Origin of the sequence: Nocardia sp. NPDC050378, from assembly GCF_040655675.1 — a bacterium.
Lineage (GTDB): Bacteria > Actinomycetota > Actinomycetes > Mycobacteriales > Mycobacteriaceae > Nocardia > Nocardia coubleae.
In genome coordinates, this window is record NZ_JBFAKI010000018.1 from 85,235 (window position 1) to 105,151 (window position 19,917).

Consider the following 19,917-nt stretch of genomic DNA (forward strand, 5'->3'; position numbering starts at 1 on the left):
GCCTGACCGGCTGCTCAGCTGTGCGAGCAGCCGGTCGCGCGCTTACGCGGCTTCAACCGCAGCGGCGGCAGCGGCGGAGCGGGAATCCGCTCCTGCTCCGGATGGCCGACCACTTGCCCGAACCGGCTGGTGTCGTGGGCTTCCCACGCCTCGCGCGCCGCGACGATCTCCTCGTGACTTCGCCCGACGAAGTTCCACCACATCACCAGTTCCTCGGTGAACGGCTCACCACCGATCAGGGCGAAATGCGCGCGGTCGGTGCTCGTCAAACGCACCTCGGCCCGATCGGTGCCGAGGTACAGCAGCGGTCCGGGACCGAGCTCGATGCCGTCGACGGTGACCGTGCCCTCGACGACGAGCACCGCGTGCTCGAAGGCGCGTTCCAGTGGTAATCGCACGTCGGCGCCGGGATCGAGGACGATGTCCGCACCCACGATCGGCGTATAGGCCTTCGCCGGTGAGGTGACGCCGCCCAGCGAGCCGATCAGCACGGTCGCCCGCAGTCCCGGTTCCTCGTACACGGGCAGCTCGCGATGCTGCTCGAAGTGCGGTTCGACGCCGGTGGCGTTGTCGGGCAGGGCGATCCACAGTTGCAGGCCGTTGCCCGCGTTCGCGCCCGGTACACCGAACTCCGAATGCGCGATACCGCGACCGGAGGTCATCAGGTTCAGCTGACCCGGTTCGATCCGCACATCCGAACCCACCGAATCGCGGTGCCGGATCTGCCCGTCGAACGGCCAGGTCACCGTCTGCAGACCGATGTGCGGGTGGGGCAGGATGTCGGGCGAGGCGCCGGTGCGGGTGACGGTAGGCGAGCCGAACCGGTCGAGGAAACACCACGCGCCGACGGTCGGCAGATCCCGTTGCGGCAGCGTGCGTTCCACGTACACCCCGCGCACGCCGCCGAGCGGGACCTCCCTGGCCGGGTACAGCTCGGTGATCGGGCCGGGGCTCGGCGACGGTTCGCACAGCACCTCGGTGGGGTCGGCCTCGAGGTCGCTCATCCGGGGATGCCCTTGCCGACCACATGCGCGTCGAACTCGGGGTGCTTGTCGAGCCAGCCACGGATGAACGGGCAGTGCGGGGTGATGGTTCGCCCGCGCGCGATCACGTCCTCGACGGCGTAGCGGGCCAGCTTGCTGCCCAGGCCCTTGCCGCCGAAGGCGTCGTCGATCTCGGTGTGCACGAAGTCGGTGTCGTTGCCGCGCTCGATGTACTCGGCGAAGCCCGCGAGTTCGTCGCCGTAGAAGATGTCGTAGCGGTTCTTGTCCTGGTTGCGGACGACACGGGCCTGCGACGCGGTGGTCTCCGACATCTTTGCGCTCCTTCCGCACCGCCAACAGGTGCGCTCGTGGCTTGGTATACCGACCAACCCGGGCGCGGCGTGAGTATTCCCGGCCGCGCCCGAGTCGATGCTATTCCCGTCCGGCCGAGGTGAACGACATGTCCGCGTACCGAGGCCCCGCCACCTGGCCGGCGATCGGTTCCAGCGTCGCGAGTTCGTCGTCGCCGAGCCGCACCGCGGCCGCCGCGACGTTCTCGGCGAGCCTGCCGCGCTTGCGGGTGCCCGGAATCGGCACCACCGGAAGGCCGTGTGCTTCGGCCCGCGCGTGCACCCAAGCGAGGGCGACCTGGGCCTTGGTGATCCCGCGCGCTCGCGCGATCGCCGCCAGCGGTGCGAGGAGTTCGGCATTGCGTTCGGCGTTGGCGCCGGTGAAGCGGGGCATCCGCTGCCGGAAGTCGTCGCCGCCGAGGCTGTCCGCATTGCGGAACGCGCCGGTGAGGAACCCGCGACCGAGTGGTGAGTACGGCACGAACGTCACGCCGAGTTCGGCCGCGGCGGGCACGGCGGTGCGCTCGACATCGCGGGAGAACAGCGACCACTCCGACTGCACGGCCGCGATCGGGTGCACCGCGTGCGCGGCGCGCAGTTCCTCGCCGGTCACCTCCGACAGGCCGAGCGCGCGCACCTTGCCCGCGGTGACCAGCTCGGCCATCGTGGCGACGGTGTCCTCGATCGGCACGGCCGGGTCGCGGCGGTGCATGTAGTACAGGTCGATGGTGTCGACACCGAGCCTGCGCAGGCTCGCGTCCACGGCGGCGCGAATGTAGGCGGGGGAGTTGTCGAAGCCACGGAACGCCGGATCGTCGGCCTTGCGCACGATGCCGAATTTGGTGGCGATCACCAGCTCGTCGCGGTGCTCGCGGACGAAATCGGACAGGAATTCCTCGTTGTGGCCGGAGCCGTAGATATCGGCGGTGTCGAACAGGGTCACGCCGAGTTCGAGGGCGTGCTCGAGGGTGGCCCGGGACTCGGCCAGGTCGGAGTCGCCGTAGAACTCGCTGATGCCCATGCAGCCCAGACCCTGGATGCCGACCCGTTGGCCGTCGGCGCCGAGGGTGGTGGTCGGCAGAGTGGTGCTCATGTATCGGTTCCTTCGCTCGTGTGCGCGGTGAGCGTGACGGGCGGGACGAACTCTGATCGGCCTTCGTACACGGCGATCTTGTAGTCCAGCACGGCCACGGTCTTCTGCAGTTCCGCGATCTTGTCGAGCACGTCGGCCCTGGTCTGCCGGAACATCTCCAGCCGTTGCGGGAAGGTCTGCTCACCCGCCCGCACCAGTTCGGCATACCGGATCATGTCGGCCACCGGCATGCCGGTCGTACGCAGCCGCGCGATCAGCTCCAGCCACTCCAGGTCGCGATCGCTGAAGCGGCGGTTGCCGGTGTGGTCGCGACCGATGTAGTTCATCAGCCCGATCCGCTCGTACCAGCGCAGCGTGTCGCGACTGAGGCCCGACCGCTCGGCGACCTCGCCGATCGAGTATTTCGGGCGCTCCCGCTCGTTCGCGCTGTCGGTGTGCCGAACCGCTTCCGGATCCATCGTGCTCGTCCCTTTCCGTGGAACCCCACCGACGCTAGCCACCTGGAGTGCACTCCAAGCAAGCCTATTCGCGGGACGAGCCGATCTCAGTTGTACTTCGGCAGTTCCTGTACCGCCCAGCGGTTTCCGTCGGGGTCGGCGAAGAACGTGAACAGGCCCCAGCCCAGATCCTGCACCGGGGTCGCCTCGACGCCCGCCGCGACCAGTTGTTCGTAGGCCTGCTGGGCGCTCGGCACAACCATCTGCATGCCCTCGACGCTGCCGGGAGCAGCCTGGGTGATGCCGCGGCCGATGCAGATCGAGCAGCCCGAACCCGGCGGGGTGAGCTGCACGAAGCGGATGTCGGGGCTCGGGGTGTGGTCGTGGTCGGCGTTGAAACCGATGCTGGTGTAGAAGTCCTTGGCCCGATCGATATCGGTGACCGGGATGGCAACGAGCTCGATTTTCCAGTCCATGCGGTCAAGCATCCCACCGCCCACCGACAGAAACGTAGTGTGGATCACATGGCTAAGGAGATCGACCGCATCCGGGCCCGCTCGGCTTGGGAAACGGTGAAGGAGAGCCCGGTGATCACCGCCATCGCGGTGGCACCGGTGGTACTGGTACTCGGCGTGGTCTGGTGGCTGACGAACGGCGTGGTCGCCTTCGTGTTGCTCGCGCTGCTCGGCGTCGGAATCGTGGTCGGGGGCAAGCTGCTGAAGTAGGTCAGCGCGGCACGTGGAAGTGCGTCAGTTCGCCGGTTCCCTGGTCGACCCGCGCCCACGTCCGGTCGAATTCGAGCACGGCCAGCGCCGAGGTGGGGAACTTGCGGCTCAGCTCGGTGGCCGCGTCGGAGTCGCGGTTGGCCGCGAGATCCCAAGCGGTCCAAGGGATTCCGGGAACATGACCGACAAGGAGCAGGGTCGAGACAGCATCGTCGGTGAGCTGGATCAGCTCGATCAGGGTGTGCGGGTTCGCCTCGTAGATGTCGTCGCGGTACTCGACGGGAGCGTCGATCCCGGTGGCGGCGAGGGTGAGCCGGGTGCGCTGGGCGGTGGAGCAGCGCACCGCGTCGATCGACGGCAGGGTGGCGCGCAACCAGTCGCCCGCCAGTGCGGCTTCGCGTTCGCCGCGCGGTGCCAATGGCCGTTCGTGGTCCTCCACCCCGTCCGGGTACGCCGACTTTCCGTGCCGCATCAGGATCAGGGTCACCGCCATGTACTACACGGTAATCGTGCACACCGATGAGGTCGCAGTCACACTCGAGGCACACTGAAAGCTGCGTCACTCATACCCGAGGTGACGTCCGACCACACATTTCGAGGATCTGCACCCATGGCCTACGTCATCACGCAGCGTTGTTGCAACGACGCCAGCTGCGTCACCGAGTGCCCGGTCGACTGCATCCGTCCGACCCCGGATCAGCCGGAGTTCGCCACGGCGGAAATGCTCTACATCGACCCAGACACCTGTATCGACTGCGGCGCCTGTGTCGATGCGTGCCCGGTGGACGCCATCTTCTCCGAGGACGACCTCCTCGCCTCGCTCGGCAGGTACCGCGAGATCAATGCCGAGTACTTCCGGCGTCACCCGCTGGAGACGAATTTCGACCCACTCGCCACCCCCGTGCGCCCACCGAAGAGTCTCGGCACCCTGCGCGTCGCGATCGTCGGTGCCGGCCCGGCGGCCTGCTACGCCGCCGATGAGCTGTTGCGGCGCAGCGATGTCGAGGTGGAGATGTTCGACCGGCTGCCGACGCCGTGGGGTCTGGTTCGCGCGGGCGTGGCGCCCGATCACGCGGGCACCAAGAACGTCGCGACGATGTTCGAGTCGGCCTTCCGCCGCGACACTCTGCAGTACTACCTCAATGTCGAGATCGGCGAACACATCGATCACCGTGAGCTGCTCGAGCACCACCACGCCGTGATCTACGCCGTCGGCGCGTCGAGCGACCGCAAGCTCGGTGTCCCGGGTGAGGACCTGCCCGGCAGCCATTCGGCCACCGAGTTCGTCGCCTGGTACAACGGCCATCCGGATTTCGCCGAGCGCGAGTTCGACCTGTCGGGTGAGCGCGCGGTCATCGTCGGCAACGGCAATGTGGCGCTCGACGTGGCGCGCGTGCTCACTGTCGACCCGGACGAGCTGGCCAAGACCGATATCGCCGACCACGCCCTGGACGCCCTGCGCCGCAGCAATATCCGCGAGGTCGTGATTCTCGGCCGCCGCGGTCCGCTGCAGGCCGCCTACAGCTCGCCGGAGTTCCTGGCGCTCACCCATCTCAAGGGCGTCGACGTGGTCGTCGATCCCGCCGACCTCGATCTGGACGAGCACAGCCGCGCGGTCGTCGACGATCCGAACATCGAACCCTCGCTGCGGCTGAAATACCAGCTGGCCCAGGAGTATTCGACCGGTCGTCGCGATCCCGCGAACAAGCGCATCGTCTTCCGCTACCTGGCGACCCCCACCGAGGTGCTCGGTGACGATCACGTCACCGGTATCGAGTTCGCGCACAACGAACTCACCGCCGACCTCGTCGCCACTCCGACCGACCGCACCGAACGCCTCGACACCGGCCTGGTGCTCCGCTCGATCGGCTACCGAGGCGTCCCCGTGCCGGGCCTGCCGTTCGACGAGCGGCGCGGTGTGGTGCCGAGCGAGCACGGCCGCGTGCTCGCCGATACCCAGCCGCTGCCCGGTGTGTACGTGGCGGGCTGGATCAAGCGCGGTCCGCGCGGCGTGATCGGCTCCAACCGGATCGATGCCGAGGAAACCGTCGAAGCCCTGATCGACGACTTCATCGCGGGCAGACTCACCAACCCGACCCGCGATCGGGCCGCCCTGCGCGCCCTGCTCACCGAGCGTCAGCCCGACCTCGTCGACCGTGCCGCCTGGAAGACCATCGACCAGGCGGAAAAGGCAGCGGGTAAAGCCGCAGGCCGACCCCGCGTCAAGTTCACCACCCGCGCCGACCTCCTCAAAGCCGCGAAAGGCTAGACCGACCCGCGACGGTTCTCGGCCGCCTCGATCCTCACCAGGAAGCAGGCCGAGAACCACTGCGAGCCCCTGGGCTGGGCACGCCGGCGGCCGCCGAAATTACGGCAGGGGCATGACCTTGACGACGGTTGTCGTGATCCCACCGACCACGAACCACAACCGCAACACCGGTCGCCCGCTCACATCGCCCGGCTCGTACCGCCCGCGCACCGTGATGTGTTCACGCGCCAGCACCGGCGCCACGTACTCGATCACCGCGCGATGCGGCACCGCGAGCAGCTTCGGATAGTCGACGAGGAACTGCTCCACGGCCTGCCAGTAGCAGGCGTTGTTCACGTGGTTGTACTGGTCGATGTCGGTGGCGCGCACCGGGAACGGCACATCGGTGTCGGATTCGCGCGGCGCCGGATCGGTGAGGTAGGGCCGCCACCGCAGCCGGTGTTCGTCGGTGGTGCGGGCCAGATAGGCCAGGCCTTCGTCGCTGATGCGGGCGGGCAGGTTGCTCGACTCGCTGAGGTTGATCCAGAACCCCTCGGTCTCGATCAGGCCGCCGCCCTCGCTGGTGATGCGCACCCGCATGTTCGTCCACCGGGTCGACATGCTCGCGCACCACCGCGTGAGGTGGACATGATCGGGAAAGACGACCGGGCGGATCACGTCGATGACGGTGCGGCGCACGATCCAGGTGGGATCGGTGCGGTGCAGCGCGGTCTGGTGCAGTTCCTCGTAGGCGATATCCTGCAGATAGCGGGCGACCCCGTCGAAGCGCAGCCGGTGGTACGGGTCCACGTCGCCGGCCCGGACGGGCCACGCCGTGGCGAAACCCGTGCCCTCCTGGGGTAGCGGGGCCAGTGGCTGATCGAGTGACACGTGTGCTCCTTGCGCGGTCCACACCAGGTGAGCCGCGACTTCTTGCGTAGTTCTGCCCTCGACTTTACGGTGCGCAGATCACACCCTCACGTCGAGCCGGGACTAGCCCCCACCGGCGTACATGACAAGTGCTGTCGGCGCCCGGTAACCTGCTGGAATGGCCGGCGGGGCGATGTCGGGCGCTATGTTCGGGCGCTATGAGTTGCGTCGGCTTCTCGGAGTCGGCGGTATGGGCGAGGTCTACGAGGCTTTCGACACCACCAAGGATCGCGTCGTCGCGCTCAAGGTGCTCAATCGTGAGCTGGCGGCCGACCCCACCTATGTGCAGCGTTTCCGCCGCGAATCCCATGCGATGGCCAGTGTGCAGGAGCCGCACGTCATCCCGGTGCACGACTGGGGCGAGGTCGACGGCGTGCTCTACATCGACATGCGCCTGGTACGCGGTTCCGATCTCAAGGAGCGGCTGCAGCAGCACGGCAAGCTGACGCCCGGCGAGGCGGTGCAGGTGGTCGAGCAGATCGCGGCGGCGCTCGATGCCGCGCACGAGCTCGGGCTGGTGCATCGCGACGTGAAACCGGCCAACATCCTGCTCACGGCCAACCTGTTCGCCTATCTGGTCGACTTCGGTATCGCGCACGGCGCGTCCGATCCGCAGCTCACCAGCGCGGGCAGCGCCGTCGGTTCGATGGCCTACATGGCGCCGGAACGGTTCGAGGACGTGCCGATGACGCCTGCCGTCGACACCTACGCGCTCACCTGTGTGCTCTACGAGTCGCTGGTGGGGCGGGTGCCGTTCCCGGTGAACAGTCTCGCCGGCGCGATCGGTTCGCATCAGATGGCGCCGCCGCCCCGGCCGAGCGCGGCCGATCCGGCGCTGTCGGCGTTCGACGCGGTGATCGAGCGTGGCATGGCCAAGCGGCCCGAGCAGCGCTACGGCTCGCCGGGCGACCTGGCTCGCGCCGCCCGTGCCGCGCTGGTGCAGGCCGAACGCGACGCGCCCGCAACCGTTCCCGGCCCGCGGGTGACGCCGTTGGTGAAGCAGCCGCCGCCGCGCCCGTTCACCGGGCAGACCCGCGTCACCGGGCCGCAACCACCGCCGCCGACCGCTCCGTCGCCGGCTCAGCCACCCGCCGCGGCGCACCGGTCCGCACCACAACAGCCGATCGCCGGTTTCGCGCAGTCCGGTCGGCAGCAGACCAGGATGCGCACCGGCCCCCAGTTCTCCTCGGGGGCCTACGCCCATCCGTCGGAACCGCTGCCCCTTCCGCAGCGGAATTCGGCGACGCCGATTCTCGCCGGTGCGCTCGGCGCGCTGATCGTCGTGGCCGCGGTCGGTGTGGCGGTGTGGGTGATGTTGAGCGTCAACGATTCCGGTACCGATCGCGCAGGTCAGCCCGTGTCCTCGTCCAGTCTGCAGATGCCGCCGCCGGTGGTGGCGTCGGTCAGCCAGGACGTGCCGACCGGCGTTGCGCAGGCACCGCCGACGGAGCCGAAAGCGACCACAACCACGGTGCCGCCGCTGAATTCGGCCGTCACCGGCGCCGACGGGCAGGGTTTCCTCAGCGGTGGCCCGCGCTGCAACGACAACGACGCCGCCATGACGATCGCGCGCACCACCACCTCACGCGTGGTCATCTGCCACACCGGGGCCGACCGCTTCTACTACAAGGGTGTCGCGGTGCGCAACGGCAACGCGATCGAACTCGACGACCCCGTCCCGACCGGTGGCGGCGGATTCACCGCGACCAACCCGAGCGACGGAACGCAATACCAGGTCACGCCCGCGGGCCTGACCATCATCAAGGGTGGTTCGGTGCTCTCCAGTGAGGCGATGCTGGAATTCGCCCATCGCTGACCGTGGCCGGGATATGTTCGACAGGGGTTTGACAGTCGAGAGAGGTTTCCCAGATGCGTGCAGCTCAGGTGAGCAAGTTGGAAGGTCCGTCGTCGATCGAGATCGTCGACCTGCCCGAACCGGTCGCTTACCCGGGCGGTGTCCTCATCGATGTGCACGCCGCCGGGATCGCCTTCCCCGATGTGCTGATGACCCGCGGTCTCTACCAGATGAAGCCCGGTCTGCCGTTCGTCGTCGGCGGTGAGGTCGGTGGCGTGGTGCGCGAGGCGCCCGCCGAGTCGGGGCTGCGTGCCGGTGACCGGGTCGCGGCACTGACCATGCTCGGCAACGGCGTGGCGGAGGTGGCGGTGGCGCCTGCCGACGCGGTCTTCAAGCTGCCGGACAACGTGTCGCTCGAGGCGGGTGCCGGCATCCTGTTCAACGACCTGACCGTGCACTTCTGCCTCACCAAGCGCGGCAGGCTGGCCGAGGGCGAGACCGTCCTCGTGCACGGTGCGGCCGGTGGCGTCGGTACCTCGACCCTGCGGCTGGCCAAGGCGCTGGGCGCGGGCCGGGTGATCGCGGTGGTGAGCACCGAGGCCAAGGCGCAGGTCGCCAAGGCCAACGGCGCCACCGACGTGGTGCTCACCGACGGCTGGCTGGCGGCGGTCAAGGACCTCACCGGCGGGCGGGGCGTCGACATCGTTCTCGACCCGGTGGGCGGTGACCGTTTCACCGACAGTATCCGCAGCCTCGCGGGCGGTGGCCGGTTGCTCGTCGTGGGGTTCACCGCGGGCGAGATCCCCACGGTGAAGGTGAACCGGCTGCTGCTCAAGAACGTGGAGGTCGTCGGTGCGGCCTGGGGTGAATGGGTGATGACCCACCCCGGTTACCTGGCCGAACAATGGGCCGACCTGGAGCCGCTGTTCGCCTCCGGTGCCGTCACGGCGCCGGAACCGGTGCTCTACCCCCTGGAGCGCACCGCCGAAGCCGTTGCGGCACTGGACAATCGGACCGCGACCGGCAAGGTCGTCGTACAACTGCGCTGACTCGGTGTGAGGTTGTCGGACGGCCGGGGTAGCGTCCGGTGCGTCGCCGGGATCGAGGGAGCGCGCCGTGCATTTGTCGAATCGGGTACTGAACCGGACGCTGCTCGCGCGCCAGCACCTGCTCGAGCGGTCCACACTGAGCGCACCGCAGATGTGCGAGCATCTCGTCGGCTTGCAGGCGCAGGATGTGCCGCCCCCGTTCATCGGTTTATGGAGCCGGACAGTCGGTTTCGACCCCGACACGGTGTCGCGCGGATTGGCCGACCGCACGCTGGTGCGGATCACCCTGATGCGCGGCACCATCCACCTCGTCACCCCGCACGATGCCCTTCGTATCGCCCCGCACATCCAGCCCGAACTCGAGAAGGTGCCCTTCCGTAAGGGTTTCAACTACGGGGCGATGGTCGGGCTCGACCCCGAGCAGGTCCGCGCCGACGGGGAGGCGGTGCTCGGCGACGAACCGATGTCGGCCGCCGACCTGCGCGCCGAAGCCGCCATCCGCTACCCGGACCGCGATCCGGGCGCGGTGTCGCAGACCTGGCTCTACCAGCTCCCGGTCCTGCAGACCCCGCCGCGTGGCCGCTGGCGGGACAACAGCCGACCCGTCTGGTCACGTGTGCAGCCGTGGCTGGGCGCCCCGCTCGACCCGGGCTATCCGGTGGCCGAACTGATCCTGCGCTACCTGCGCGCTTTCGGCCCGGCCTCGACCATGGACATGCAGACCTGGTCGCGCTTGCCCGGCATGAAACAGGTGGTCGCCGATCTGGGCGACCGCGTCCGCACCTACACCGACGAACGAGGCCGGACCCTCTACGACGCCACCGAGCTCGAACTCGCCGACCCCGACCTGCCCGCCCCGGTGCGTCTGCTCGGCTGGTACGACAACGCCCTGCTCTCCCATCAGGACCGCAGCCGCGTGATCGGCGAAACCATCGCCCCGCGTTCCTTCGGTGCCAATGTCTCGCCGGTCCTGATCGACGGCTTCACGGCAGGGGTCTACAAGGTCTTCGTGAAGTCGGGAATCGCCCGCCTCCGCGTGAGTCCTACCCGCGCATGGACGAAAGCCGAAGCGGCAGAGGTCGAATCGGAGGCCACCGCCCTGCTCGCGTTCCTGGAACCGGAATCCGCCCCGGTCGTCGAGATCCTCGCCCCGGAGGCCGACCTCCGCCCGTGACACGGCTTCCACGACGGGGAAATACCGGATTCCTAGGGTCCGTCCTACCGGTCCGTGGCGCGGGAATCCGGCGGGCTGACACGGCGATCCCGATAAGCGGGCGCCTTCGCGGTGCCGGCGGGGGTCAGCGTGCGCAGCAGGGGGAGCGTGCGCCGTTCGATCACCGTCGACAGCACGATCACGCTGTGCGACCGCACCACCGCGCTGGTCCGGTCGATGCTGAGCAGCACCGCCTGCAGACCGGCGTGCGAATCGGCACCGATCCGGCAGAGCACGTCACCGGAACCCGTGGTCGCGTAGGCCTCCAGCACGCCGGGGATCGCGTCGAGTTCGGCGGTGAGGGTGTCGAGCGCGCCCTGGGCGATCTCCAGGGTGACGAACGCCTGCACATCGAAACCCGCTGCGGTGACATCGATCTGGGGGTCGTAGGAGGCGATCACCCCGGCCTCCTCCATCCGGTTGATCCTGGCCTGCACCGTCGCACGGGCCACCTTCGTGCGCCGCGAGAGTTCCAGGATTCCGGCCTTCTGGAACTCGTGCATGGCCGACAGGATCGCCAGGTCGAGTTCGTCCAGTTTCGCGGGTGTGCGCATGCCAGACCTCCGTCCTCGGGTGCTATTCAAATTGTCCACCATCCGGCAGCGTGAGGTATCAACTTTGGTCAGCATGACCAGGCGCGAGGCATGTTGTTGCCTAGCTCACGGGTGGCGCGTTTTCCTAGGTCATGACCATTGAGCAGCAGCTCGTCGGGCTGATCGAGCACGACGACAGTGTCGATCCGTTCCCTGTCACCGGCTGGGACGCGCTGGTGTGGATTGTCGGCAACGCCACCCAGTGCGCGCACTTCCTGCAATCGGCCTTCGGGATGCGGCTCGAGGCCTACGCCGGCCCCGAGACCGGCAACCGCGACCACAAGGCCTACGTGCTGCGCAGCGGGGGAGCGCGGTTCGTGGTCAAGGGCGCGGTCGACCCGGACAGTCCGCTGGTCGCCCATCACGACCGGCACGGCGACGGCGTGGTCGACATCGCCCTCGAGGTCCCCGACGTGGACCGGTGCGTCGCCTGGGCGCGTGAGCACGGCGCCACGATCCTGGTCGAACCTCACGACGAGAGTGACGAATTCGGCACCGTCCGCTCCGCGGCCCTGGCCACCTACGGCGAAACCAGGCACACCCTGATCGACCGCTCCGGCTACGCGGGCCCGTATCTGCCCGGCTATATCGCGCGTACCTCGACCCACCGCGCGGGTCCGCGGATCTTCCAGGCCATCGATCACGTGGTCGGCAATGTGGAGATGGGCATGATGGACCGCTGGGTCGATTTCTACCGGCGCGTCATGGGTTTCACCAATATGGCCGAGTTCGTCGGCGACGACATCGCCACCGAGTACTCGGCGCTGATGAGCAAGGTCGTCGCCAACGGCAACCACCGGGTGAAGTTCCCGCTCAACGAACCGGCGGTCGGCCGCAAGCGTTCCCAGATCGATGAGTACCTCGAGTTCTATCGCGGTCCAGGCGTCCAGCACATCGCCCTGGCCACCGGTGACATCCTCGCCACGGTCGACGCGCTGCGCGCCGAGGGCGTCGAGTTCCTGCCCACCCCCGACGCCTATTACGAGGACCCCGAACTGCGCGCCCGCATCGGTCACGTCCGCGTCCCGGTCGAGGAACTGCAGCGGCGCGGCATCCTCGTCGACCGCGACGAAGACGGCTACCTGCTGCAGATCTTCACCCGACCCGTCACCGATCGCCCGACCGTGTTCTTCGAACTCATCGAGCGACACGGCTCACTCGGCTTCGGAAAAGGCAATTTCAAAGCCCTTTTCCAGGCCATCGAACGAGAGCAGGCCGCCCGCGGGAACCTGTGAGCGGGTCCGCGCACGCACTACAGTTCAAGGCATGCGGATCCCCTCGGCGATCATCACCGGCATGGCCCTGGCTGTCGTGCTGTCGTCGTGCGGATCGGGGGGCGACTCCGATTCGCCGACCGGGCCGAGACGGCCACCACCGAAGGTGGCCTCACTCGGCCCCTTCGTCGGCGAGTGCGGGCACGTCACCGACGACGAGGTGCGCGAGCTGGCAGGCCTGTCCCAGATCACCCGGGTGTACAAGAACTCGACCGGCTGCAATTGGGAGTCGGCCGGATTGTTCGCGCCGAGCGTGACATTCGCGTCCTATCGCGGCAGCCCGATCGACCGTGAGAAGGCATGGGTGTCCAGCGTCGGACGCGACCCGGAGACAGTCGAGGTGGCCGGGCGCCCCGGTTTCCAGGCACTCGCCCCGGAGGGCAACATCTGCGATTTCGCCGTGCAACTCGACGACGACTTCTTCGAATGGTCGATCAGCACCGGCACTTTCACCATGGCGGGCAACCCATGCGACCGGGCGCGGAAATTGGCTGAGCTGACCATAGGACGGCTGCGATGAACGCCACCCGGATCGCGACCGTCGCGGCGACGGTGCTACTCACCGTCACTCTCGCCGGCTGCGGCCAGAAGGTGGACGGCAACGCCCTCCCGGCGCCGGAGGACGAGCCGGGCAGCGGTGAGACGGTGAATACCGACTTCGACAAGCTGATGCGCGAATGCGAGGTCGTGGCCATCGAGAAGATCGGCGAGATCGTCGGCAACGCCATGCTCGTCGAACCCTCTTTCAGCGGTGCGGTGTGCATGTGGGACATCGAGGACGCACCCGGCGGCTCGGCCATGGCCACCCTCAACTGGTACGAGATGGGTACGCTGAACAACGAGAAGACCACCAACGAGAAGTTGGGGTACCTCACCGGTGACATCACGGTGCAGGGTCGCCGGGCCCTGCAGGTGCGCAGGCCGGGCGACAACGACTCCTGCGGAGTCACCGCCCCGGCCGCCGATGTCGGGGTCATCGGCTGGTGGATCAACTATCAGCCGGGCTCGGCCCACCCGGATCCGTGCGCGGGAGCGCAGAAGCTGGTCGAGCTGACCTTGGATCTGGCCAGGTAGAAGCCTTGACGTAAGACCCCGCTTTGACCCCGGTTCGGGCAGGCGCGTATCGTGGACCGCTGTGCCCGGATTGCTACGGGCAAGTTCGTGCGTGAACGTAGGCCAGCGAGAGCGGCCGATACGTTCCAGCGTGCCCAGAAAAAGGGTCCTGAGCTGCGCGCGACACGCCCGACCGCGGGTAAACGGAAACACGGTCGGACGTGCGAGTGAAAGCTCGATGAACTGAAGACACGTGTTCCGCTACCGCAATCACCAATAAGGAAAGCCGGTCTATGCCAACCATCAACCAGCTGGTCCGCAAGGGTCGCCGCGACAAGGTCACCAAGACCAAGACTGCGGCCCTGAAGGGGAGCCCGCAGCGTCGTGGCGTGTGCACTCGCGTGTACACCACCACCCCCAAGAAGCCGAACTCCGCGCTCCGTAAGGTCGCGCGCGTTCGCCTGACCAGCGCGATCGAGGTCACGGCGTACATCCCCGGTGAAGGCCACAACCTGCAGGAGCACTCCATGGTGCTCGTCCGCGGCGGTCGTGTGAAGGACCTCCCGGGTGTCCGCTACAAGATCATCCGTGGCTCGCTGGACACCCAGGGTGTGAAGAACCGCAAGCAGGCCCGCAGCCGCTACGGCGCCAAGAAGGAGAAGAGCTGATATGCCACGCAAGGGCCCCGCACCCAAGCGTCCGCTGATCAACGACCCGGTCTACGGGTCCCCGCTGGTCACTCAGCTGGTCAACAAGATTCTGCTGGACGGCAAGAAGTCGACCGCCGAGCGCATCGTCTACGGTGCCCTCGAGCAGGCGCGCGAGAAGACCGGCACCGATCCGGTCGTCACCCTCAAGCGCGCGCTCGACAACGTCAAGCCCGCCCTCGAGGTGAAGCCCCGCCGCGTCGGTGGCGCCACCTACCAGGTGCCGGTCGAGGTCCGTCCGGGCCGCGCCAACACCCTGGCGCTGCGCTGGCTGGTCAGCTACTCCCGCGCCCGTCGTGAGAAGACGATGATCGAGCGTCTCGCCCACGAGCTCCTCGACGCGAGCAACGGCCTCGGTGCCGCGGTGAAGCGTCGCGAGGACACCCACAAGATGGCCGAGTCGAACCGGGCCTTCGCGCACTACCGCTGGTGATAGTCCGGCCCGTCACTTAAAAGGGAGAATTTCGTGGCACAGGACGTGCTCACCGACCTGAACAAGGTCCGCAACATCGGCATCATGGCCCACATCGATGCGGGCAAGACCACCACGACCGAACGCATCCTGTTCTACACCGGCATCACGTACAAGATCGGTGAAGTTCACGACGGCGCGGCCACGATGGACTGGATGGAGCAGGAGCAGGAGCGTGGTATCACCATCACCTCCGCCGCTACCACCTGCTTCTGGAAAGACAACCAGATCAACATCATCGACACCCCCGGGCACGTCGACTTCACCGTCGAGGTGGAGCGTTCGCTGCGCGTGCTCGATGGTGCGGTCGCGGTGTTCGACGGCAAAGAGGGTGTCGAGCCCCAGTCCGAGCAGGTGTGGCGTCAGGCCGACAAGTACGACGTGCCGCGTATCTGCTTCGTGAACAAGATGGACAAGCTCGGCGCTGATTTCTACTTCACCGTGCAGACCATCAAGGATCGTCTCGGCGCCAAGCCGCTGGTCATCCAGCTGCCGATCGGTGCCGAGAACGACTTCGAGGGCATCGTCGACCTGGTCGAGAACAACGCCAAGGTCTGGAAGGGCGAGACCAAGCTCGGCGAAGAGTACGAAGTCGTCGAGATCCCGGCCGACCTCAAGGACAAGGCCGAGCAGTACCGCCAGGAGCTGCTCGAGACCGTCGCCGAGTCCGACGAGGCGCTGCTCGAGAAGTTCTTCGGTGGCGAGGAGCTCTCCGTCGAGGAGATCAAGGGCGCCATCCGCAAGATGACCGTCAACTCCGAGCTGTACCCGGTGCTGTGCGGTTCCGCGTTCAAGAACAAGGGCGTGCAGCCCATGCTCGACGCGGTCATCGATTACCTGCCTTCCCCGCTGGACGTCGAGGCCACCACCGGCCACGTGCCCGGCAAGGAAGACGAGATCCTGACCCGCAAGCCGAACGTCGACGAGCCGTTCTCGGCCCTGGCGTTCAAGATCGCGGTGCACCCGTTCTTCGGTGAGCTCACCTACATCCGTGTGTACTCGGGCAAGGTGGACTCCGGCTCGCAGGTCGTGAACTCGACCAAGGGCAAGAAGGAGCGTCTGGGCAAGCTGTTCCAGATGCACTCCAACAAGGAGAACCCGGTGACCACCGCTTCGGCGGGTCACATCTACGCCGTGATCGGTCTGAAGGACACCACCACCGGTGACACCCTCTCGGATCCGCAGAACCAGGTCGTCCTCGAGTCGATGACGTTCCCGGACCCGGTCATCGAGGTCTCCATCGAGCCCAAGACCAAGTCCGACCAGGAGAAGCTCGGCACCGCGATCCAGAAGCTGGCGCGCGAGGATCCGACGTTCTCGGTGAAGCTCGACCAGGAGACCGGCCAGACCGTCATCGGCGGTATGGGTGAGCTCCACCTCGACATCCTCGTCGACCGCATGAAGCGCGAGTTCAAGGTCGAGGCGAACGTCGGTAAGCCGCAGGTGGCCTACCGTGAGACGATCACCAAGCCGGTCGAGAAGCTCGAGTTCACGCACAAGAAGCAGACGGGTGGCTCCGGCCAGTTCGCGAAGGTCATCATCGCGGTCGAGCCCTTCGTCGGCGAAGACGGTGCGCACTACGAGTTCGAGAACAAGGTCTCCGGCGGTCGCGTGCCCCGTGAGTACATCCCGTCGGTCGACGCGGGTGCCCAGGACGCCATGCAGTACGGCGTGCTCGCCGGCTACCCGCTGGTGAACCTGAAGGTCACCCTGCTCGACGGCGCGTACCACGACGTCGACTCCTCGGAGATGGCGTTCAAGATCGCGGGTTCGCAGGCCCTGAAGGAAGCGGCCCGTAAGGCCGGTCCGGTGATCCTCGAGCCGCTCATGGCGGTGGAGGTCATCACACCCGAGGATTACATGGGTGAAGTGATCGGCGACCTCAACTCCCGCCGTGGCCAGATCCAGGCCATGGAGGAACGCAGTGGTGCCCGTGTCGTCAAGGCGCTGGTTCCGCTCTCGGAGATGTTCGGCTACATCGGTGACCTGCGGTCGAAGACCCAGGGTCGCGCGAACTACTCCATGGTGTTCGCCCAGTACGCGGAGGTTCCGGCCAACGTGTCCAAGGAGATCATCGCCAAGGCGACCGGCGAGTAATTCGCTTGCCGCGGCCTTGTACGCTTGGCCGCGGCAACCGGGCGTCAGCACGACCCCCCTTATTAACCGCACTGCTGCAAAAAAGCACGCACTAACTAGTCCAGGAGGACAACAGTGGCGAAGGCGAAGTTCGAGCGGACGAAGCCCCACGTCAACATCGGCACCATCGGTCACGTCGACCATGGCAAGACCACGCTGACTGCGGCCATCACCAAGGTGCTCGCCGACAAGTACCCGGACCTGAACGAGAGCTTCGCTTTCGACCAGATCGACAAGGCGCCGGAGGAGAAGGCTCGTGGTATCACGATCAACATCTCCCACGTCGAGTACCAGACCGAAAAGCGCCACTACGCGCACGTCGACGCCCCGGGTCACGCCGACTACATCAAGAACATGATCACCGGTGCGGCCCAGATGGACGGCGCCATCCTCGTGGTCGCCGCCACCGACGGCCCGATGCCGCAGACCCGCGAGCACGTGCTGCTCGCCCGTCAGGTCGGCGTGCCCTACATCCTGGTCGCGCTGAACAAGTCGGACATGGTCGACGACGAGGAAATCCTCGAGCTCGTCGAGATGGAGGTCCGCGAGCTGCTGGCTTCGCAGGAGTTCGACGAGGACGCGCCGGTCGTGCGTGTCTCCGGTCTGAAGGCCCTCGAGGGCGATCAGAAGTGGGCCGACTCGGTCCTCGAGCTGATGGCTGCCGTCGACGAGTCGATCCCGGACCCGGTCCGTGAGACCGAGCTCCCGTTCCTGATGCCGGTCGAGGACGTGTTCACCATCACCGGTCGTGGCACCGTCGTCACCGGTCGTGTCGAGCGCGGCATCATCAACGTGAACGAGGAAGTCGAGATCGTCGGCATCCGCGAGAAGAGCACCAAGACCACCGTCACCGGTATCGAGATGTTCCGCAAGCTGCTCGACCAGGGCCAGGCCGGCGACAACGTCGGTCTGCTGGTTCGTGGCATCAAGCGCGAAGATGTCGAGCGTGGCCAGGTCGTCGTGAAGCCGGGCACCACCACTCCCCACACGGAGTTCGAGGGCCAGGCCTACATCCTGTCGAAGGACGAGGGCGGTCGCCACACCCCGTTCTTCAACAACTACCGCCCGCAGTTCTACTTCCGTACCACGGACGTGACGGGCGTTGTGACCCTCCCCGAGGGCACCGAGATGGTCATGCCCGGTGACAACACCGAGATGTCCGTCAAGCTGATCCAGCCGGTCGCCATGGACGAGGGCCTGCGCTTCGCGATCCGCGAGGGTGGCCGCACCGTCGGCGCCGGTCGCGTCACGAAGATCATCAAGTGAGTCTGTAGACTCACTGACACCGCAACGGCGTCGCTCCTCCGGGAGCGGCGCCGTTCGGCGTTTCCGGGGGCACTACCTTTGGGGTCATCGCTGTGGGGGTCGGTGGTGGGTAGCGTTCCTGGTTCAGGTGTTCCGGTGAATGGAGGCGGCGTGGTTGTGGTGAAGGGGTTCGAGGTTGTCGAGGGGGAGCTCGGGCACGGGTTGCCGTATTTCGCGTTCGGGGAGGGGCGGCCGTTGGTGTTCTTGCGCTGGTTCACCCCGGATCACACGAATCCGAGCGGGTGGATGCGGGCCAGTGAGGTGAAGACGTTGGCGCCGTTGGCCGAGCATTTCCGGGTGTACGCGGTGAATCGGGCGCCGGGGATGGCGGAGGGGACGTCGATGGCCGACATCGCGCGCGATCATGCGGAGGCGCTGCGGGACGAGTTCGGTGAGCCGGTGGATGTGCTCGGGATTTCCTCGGGCGGGTCGGTGGCGTTGCAATTGGCCGCCGATCACCCGTCAGCGGTGCGCAGGCTGGTGATCGCGTCGTCGGGGTGCAAGTTGCCCGATCCCGCACGCGCTTCGCAGCTGAAGTACGCCACGGCCGCGGCCGAAGGAAAACGGGCGCTGCATCACATGGCGACAGTCGGCATCGAGTCACCGATCAAGGCAGGTTTCGTCGGCGCGCTGGCCTGGCTGGCCGACCCGCTGATGCGCCCGAAGAACCCCGCCGACACCCTGGCTTTCGTCCTGGCCGAAGACGCCTTCGACGTCACCGACCGCCTCGCCGACATCACCGCCCCCACTCTGGTCATCGGCGGCCAACGCGACGAGTTCTACCCCCAGTCCACCTTCCGCCGAACCGCCGAAGGCATCCCCGACGCCCGCCTCGTCATCTACCCGAACACCACCCATATGGGCGCGATCAAACACGAACGCTTCGCCCCCGAGATCACCGAATTCCTCTCGGCGACATAGTCGTTCAGGCCGGGGCGCGCGCAGTGCGACGCGCGACGGCCTCAGCGGACCTTGGCTCCGTAGATGTGTTCGACCGTCATCTTCATCAGGACGCGGCGGTCGGCGACCATCACCTCGCGGTATTCGTCCCAGTCCGGGTGCTCGCCCGCGGCGGCGCGGTAGTAGGCGACGAGGGCTTCCACCTCGGGGCCGTGTGGGTCGGTGCCGGGGCCGGTGAGTTGGGCGGTGCCTTCGGCGGTGGCCCAGGACCAGCCGTCGGCGCTGCCCACTTCGAGGGCGGCGCGTGGGTCACGGCGCAGGTTCGCGGTCTTGGCGCGGCCCTCGGTCATCGAGACGTAGATGACGCCCGCCTCGCGGTCGTAGTAGGGGGTGACCGGCGAAAGCTGGGGTCTGCCATCGGCTTTGATAGTGGCGAGGACGCCGATCTTCGCCTCGGCGAGCAGGGCGTGCGGATCGAACTGTGCGGACATGGACCACTCCTGTTGTCGGTGTGTTCTGACGAACCGTTGTGCACCTGCGTTTATGCCCGCGCGGAAAACCTGTCGACAATCCCGGATCGGGCCGCGTACAAAGAGTCCATGTTTACGGTACGTCCGCAGTCGCGGTTCTAGTTCGCATCGGGTCCGTGTGGCG

The 19,917-nt window shown here is 67.1% G+C and carries 22 protein-coding genes; 13 read left to right on the forward strand and 9 right to left on the reverse strand.

Annotated elements, in window-relative coordinates:
- Window positions 1-14: 14 nt before the first annotated feature.
- The 5 genes from AB0I35_RS27815 to AB0I35_RS27835 form a co-directional block, all read right to left on the reverse strand.
- The gene (locus AB0I35_RS27815) at window positions 15-1,004 is read right to left on the reverse strand and encodes a pirin family protein (RefSeq protein WP_357399290.1); all 990 of its coding nucleotides are present in this window, start codon (window positions 1,002-1,004) and stop codon (window positions 15-17) included.
- On the reverse strand, window positions 1,001-1,315 hold the full coding sequence (locus AB0I35_RS27820) for a GNAT family N-acetyltransferase (protein WP_357148432.1): 315 nt from the start codon (window positions 1,313-1,315) through the stop codon (window positions 1,001-1,003). The genes AB0I35_RS27815 and AB0I35_RS27820 overlap by 4 nt, the downstream gene beginning before the upstream one ends.
- A 100-nt stretch (window positions 1,316-1,415) precedes the next feature.
- Window positions 1,416-2,426, reverse strand: coding sequence for an aldo/keto reductase (locus AB0I35_RS27825; protein WP_357399292.1), 1,011 nt, complete (start codon window positions 2,424-2,426; stop codon window positions 1,416-1,418).
- Window positions 2,423-2,884, reverse strand: coding sequence for a MerR family transcriptional regulator (locus tag AB0I35_RS27830; RefSeq protein WP_357399293.1), 462 nt, complete (start codon window positions 2,882-2,884; stop codon window positions 2,423-2,425). Before AB0I35_RS27830 ends, AB0I35_RS27825 begins: the two co-directional genes overlap by 4 nt.
- Window positions 2,885-2,970: 86 nt before the next feature.
- Window positions 2,971-3,339: a VOC family protein gene (locus tag AB0I35_RS27835; protein WP_067485872.1), complete on the reverse strand. Its 369-nt coding sequence runs from the start codon at window positions 3,337-3,339 to the stop codon at window positions 2,971-2,973.
- A 48-nt stretch (window positions 3,340-3,387) separates the two neighbouring features.
- On the opposite strand from AB0I35_RS27835, the gene AB0I35_RS27840 reads away from it, so the two are divergent.
- Window positions 3,388-3,588 (forward strand): hypothetical protein, encoded by a 201-nt coding sequence (locus tag AB0I35_RS27840; protein ID WP_067485129.1) that lies wholly within the window; start codon window positions 3,388-3,390, stop codon window positions 3,586-3,588.
- 1 nt (window position 3,589) lies between these two features.
- Here AB0I35_RS27840 and AB0I35_RS27845 read toward each other — a convergent pair whose 3' ends face one another.
- Window positions 3,590-4,081, reverse strand: coding sequence for a histidine phosphatase family protein (locus AB0I35_RS27845; protein ID WP_357399294.1), 492 nt, complete (start codon window positions 4,079-4,081; stop codon window positions 3,590-3,592).
- A 117-nt stretch (window positions 4,082-4,198) separates the two neighbouring features.
- On the opposite strand from AB0I35_RS27845, the gene AB0I35_RS27850 reads away from it, so the two are divergent.
- Window positions 4,199-5,857 (forward strand): FAD-dependent oxidoreductase, encoded by a 1,659-nt coding sequence (locus AB0I35_RS27850; RefSeq protein ID WP_357399296.1) that lies wholly within the window; start codon window positions 4,199-4,201, stop codon window positions 5,855-5,857.
- A gap of 99 nt (window positions 5,858-5,956) precedes the next feature.
- On the opposite strand, the gene AB0I35_RS27855 is transcribed toward AB0I35_RS27850, so the two are convergent.
- The gene (locus AB0I35_RS27855; RefSeq protein ID WP_067485874.1) at window positions 5,957-6,727 is read right to left on the reverse strand and encodes an acyl-ACP thioesterase domain-containing protein; all 771 of its coding nucleotides are present in this window, start codon (window positions 6,725-6,727) and stop codon (window positions 5,957-5,959) included.
- A gap of 157 nt (window positions 6,728-6,884) precedes the next feature.
- Between AB0I35_RS27855 and AB0I35_RS27860 the strand changes: the two genes are divergently transcribed.
- From AB0I35_RS27860 to AB0I35_RS27870, 3 genes are all read left to right on the forward strand, one after another.
- Window positions 6,885-8,582 (forward strand): serine/threonine-protein kinase, encoded by a 1,698-nt coding sequence (locus tag AB0I35_RS27860; protein WP_357399297.1) that lies wholly within the window; start codon window positions 6,885-6,887, stop codon window positions 8,580-8,582.
- Between the two features lie 53 nt (window positions 8,583-8,635).
- Window positions 8,636-9,610, forward strand: a complete 975-nt coding sequence (locus tag AB0I35_RS27865) for an NADPH:quinone oxidoreductase family protein (protein ID WP_357399298.1) — start codon at window positions 8,636-8,638, stop codon at window positions 9,608-9,610.
- Between the two features lie 67 nt (window positions 9,611-9,677).
- Window positions 9,678-10,784: a winged helix DNA-binding domain-containing protein gene (locus AB0I35_RS27870; protein ID WP_357399299.1), complete on the forward strand. Its 1,107-nt coding sequence runs from the start codon at window positions 9,678-9,680 to the stop codon at window positions 10,782-10,784.
- 44 nt (window positions 10,785-10,828) lie between these two features.
- Here the strand turns inward: AB0I35_RS27870 and AB0I35_RS27875 are convergent, their stop codons facing one another.
- Complete coding sequence (locus AB0I35_RS27875; RefSeq protein WP_357399300.1) at window positions 10,829-11,377, reverse strand: Lrp/AsnC ligand binding domain-containing protein; 549 nt, start codon at window positions 11,375-11,377, stop codon at window positions 10,829-10,831.
- 131 nt (window positions 11,378-11,508) lie between these two features.
- Between AB0I35_RS27875 and hppD the strand changes: the two genes are divergently transcribed.
- The 8 genes from hppD (at window position 11,509) to AB0I35_RS27915 (ending at window position 19,284) form a co-directional block, all read left to right on the forward strand.
- Entirely contained in the window at window positions 11,509-12,651 is a 1,143-nt protein-coding gene (gene hppD / locus AB0I35_RS27880; RefSeq protein ID WP_357399302.1) for a 4-hydroxyphenylpyruvate dioxygenase, read from the forward strand.
- A 31-nt stretch (window positions 12,652-12,682) separates the two neighbouring features.
- On the forward strand, window positions 12,683-13,210 hold the full coding sequence (locus AB0I35_RS27885) for a DUF3558 domain-containing protein (protein ID WP_357399303.1): 528 nt from the start codon (window positions 12,683-12,685) through the stop codon (window positions 13,208-13,210).
- Window positions 13,207-13,764 (forward strand): DUF3558 domain-containing protein, encoded by a 558-nt coding sequence (locus tag AB0I35_RS27890; protein WP_357399304.1) that lies wholly within the window; start codon window positions 13,207-13,209, stop codon window positions 13,762-13,764. The genes AB0I35_RS27885 and AB0I35_RS27890 overlap by 4 nt, the downstream gene beginning before the upstream one ends.
- A gap of 272 nt (window positions 13,765-14,036) precedes the next feature.
- Entirely contained in the window at window positions 14,037-14,411 is a 375-nt protein-coding gene (gene rpsL, locus AB0I35_RS27895) for a 30S ribosomal protein S12 (protein WP_056814220.1), read from the forward strand.
- Window position 14,412: 1 nt separating this feature from the next.
- Window positions 14,413-14,883 carry a 30S ribosomal protein S7 gene (gene rpsG / locus AB0I35_RS27900; RefSeq protein WP_067485171.1) on the forward strand — a complete coding sequence of 157 codons (471 nt, stop codon included), beginning with the start codon at window positions 14,413-14,415 and terminating at the stop codon, window positions 14,881-14,883.
- Between the two features lie 33 nt (window positions 14,884-14,916).
- The gene (fusA, locus tag AB0I35_RS27905) at window positions 14,917-17,019 is read left to right on the forward strand and encodes an elongation factor G (RefSeq protein WP_067485174.1); all 2,103 of its coding nucleotides are present in this window, start codon (window positions 14,917-14,919) and stop codon (window positions 17,017-17,019) included.
- A 114-nt stretch (window positions 17,020-17,133) separates the two neighbouring features.
- On the forward strand, window positions 17,134-18,324 hold the full coding sequence (gene tuf, locus AB0I35_RS27910; RefSeq protein ID WP_357399305.1) for an elongation factor Tu: 1,191 nt from the start codon (window positions 17,134-17,136) through the stop codon (window positions 18,322-18,324).
- A 150-nt stretch (window positions 18,325-18,474) separates the two neighbouring features.
- Window positions 18,475-19,284: an alpha/beta hydrolase gene (locus tag AB0I35_RS27915; protein ID WP_357399307.1), complete on the forward strand. Its 810-nt coding sequence runs from the start codon at window positions 18,475-18,477 to the stop codon at window positions 19,282-19,284.
- 41 nt (window positions 19,285-19,325) lie between these two features.
- On the opposite strand, the gene AB0I35_RS27920 is transcribed toward AB0I35_RS27915, so the two are convergent.
- Window positions 19,326-19,754, reverse strand: coding sequence for a PPOX class F420-dependent oxidoreductase (locus AB0I35_RS27920; RefSeq protein ID WP_357399308.1), 429 nt, complete (start codon window positions 19,752-19,754; stop codon window positions 19,326-19,328).
- Window positions 19,755-19,917: the final 163 nt, after the last annotated feature.

Bases quoted from the DNA above. Each gene is read 5' to 3' on its own strand.
- AB0I35_RS27815 (WP_357399290.1), bottom strand. From the start codon at position 1,004: ATGAGCGACCTCGAGGCCGACCCCACCGAGGTGCTGTGCGAACCGTCG.
- AB0I35_RS27820 (WP_357148432.1), bottom strand. From the start codon at position 1,315: ATGTCGGAGACCACCGCGTCGCAGGCCCGTGTCGTCCGCAACCAGGAC.
- AB0I35_RS27825 (WP_357399292.1), bottom strand. From the start codon at position 2,426: ATGAGCACCACTCTGCCGACCACCACCCTCGGCGCCGACGGCCAACGG.
- AB0I35_RS27830 (WP_357399293.1), bottom strand. From the start codon at position 2,884: ATGGATCCGGAAGCGGTTCGGCACACCGACAGCGCGAACGAGCGGGAG.
- AB0I35_RS27835 (WP_067485872.1), bottom strand. From the start codon at position 3,339: ATGGACTGGAAAATCGAGCTCGTTGCCATCCCGGTCACCGATATCGAT.
- AB0I35_RS27840 (WP_067485129.1), top strand. From the start codon at position 3,388: ATGGCTAAGGAGATCGACCGCATCCGGGCCCGCTCGGCTTGGGAAACG.
- AB0I35_RS27845 (WP_357399294.1), bottom strand. From the start codon at position 4,081: ATGGCGGTGACCCTGATCCTGATGCGGCACGGAAAGTCGGCGTACCCG.
- AB0I35_RS27850 (WP_357399296.1), top strand. From the start codon at position 4,199: ATGGCCTACGTCATCACGCAGCGTTGTTGCAACGACGCCAGCTGCGTC.
- AB0I35_RS27860 (WP_357399297.1), top strand. From the start codon at position 6,885: ATGGCCGGCGGGGCGATGTCGGGCGCTATGTTCGGGCGCTATGAGTTG.
- AB0I35_RS27865 (WP_357399298.1), top strand. From the start codon at position 8,636: ATGCGTGCAGCTCAGGTGAGCAAGTTGGAAGGTCCGTCGTCGATCGAG.
- AB0I35_RS27875 (WP_357399300.1), bottom strand. From the start codon at position 11,377: ATGCGCACACCCGCGAAACTGGACGAACTCGACCTGGCGATCCTGTCG.
- hppD (WP_357399302.1), top strand. From the start codon at position 11,509: ATGACCATTGAGCAGCAGCTCGTCGGGCTGATCGAGCACGACGACAGT.
- AB0I35_RS27885 (WP_357399303.1), top strand. From the start codon at position 12,683: ATGCGGATCCCCTCGGCGATCATCACCGGCATGGCCCTGGCTGTCGTG.
- AB0I35_RS27890 (WP_357399304.1), top strand. From the start codon at position 13,207: ATGAACGCCACCCGGATCGCGACCGTCGCGGCGACGGTGCTACTCACC.
- rpsL (WP_056814220.1), top strand. From the start codon at position 14,037: ATGCCAACCATCAACCAGCTGGTCCGCAAGGGTCGCCGCGACAAGGTC.
- rpsG (WP_067485171.1), top strand. From the start codon at position 14,413: ATGCCACGCAAGGGCCCCGCACCCAAGCGTCCGCTGATCAACGACCCG.
- AB0I35_RS27920 (WP_357399308.1), bottom strand. From the start codon at position 19,754: ATGTCCGCACAGTTCGATCCGCACGCCCTGCTCGCCGAGGCGAAGATC.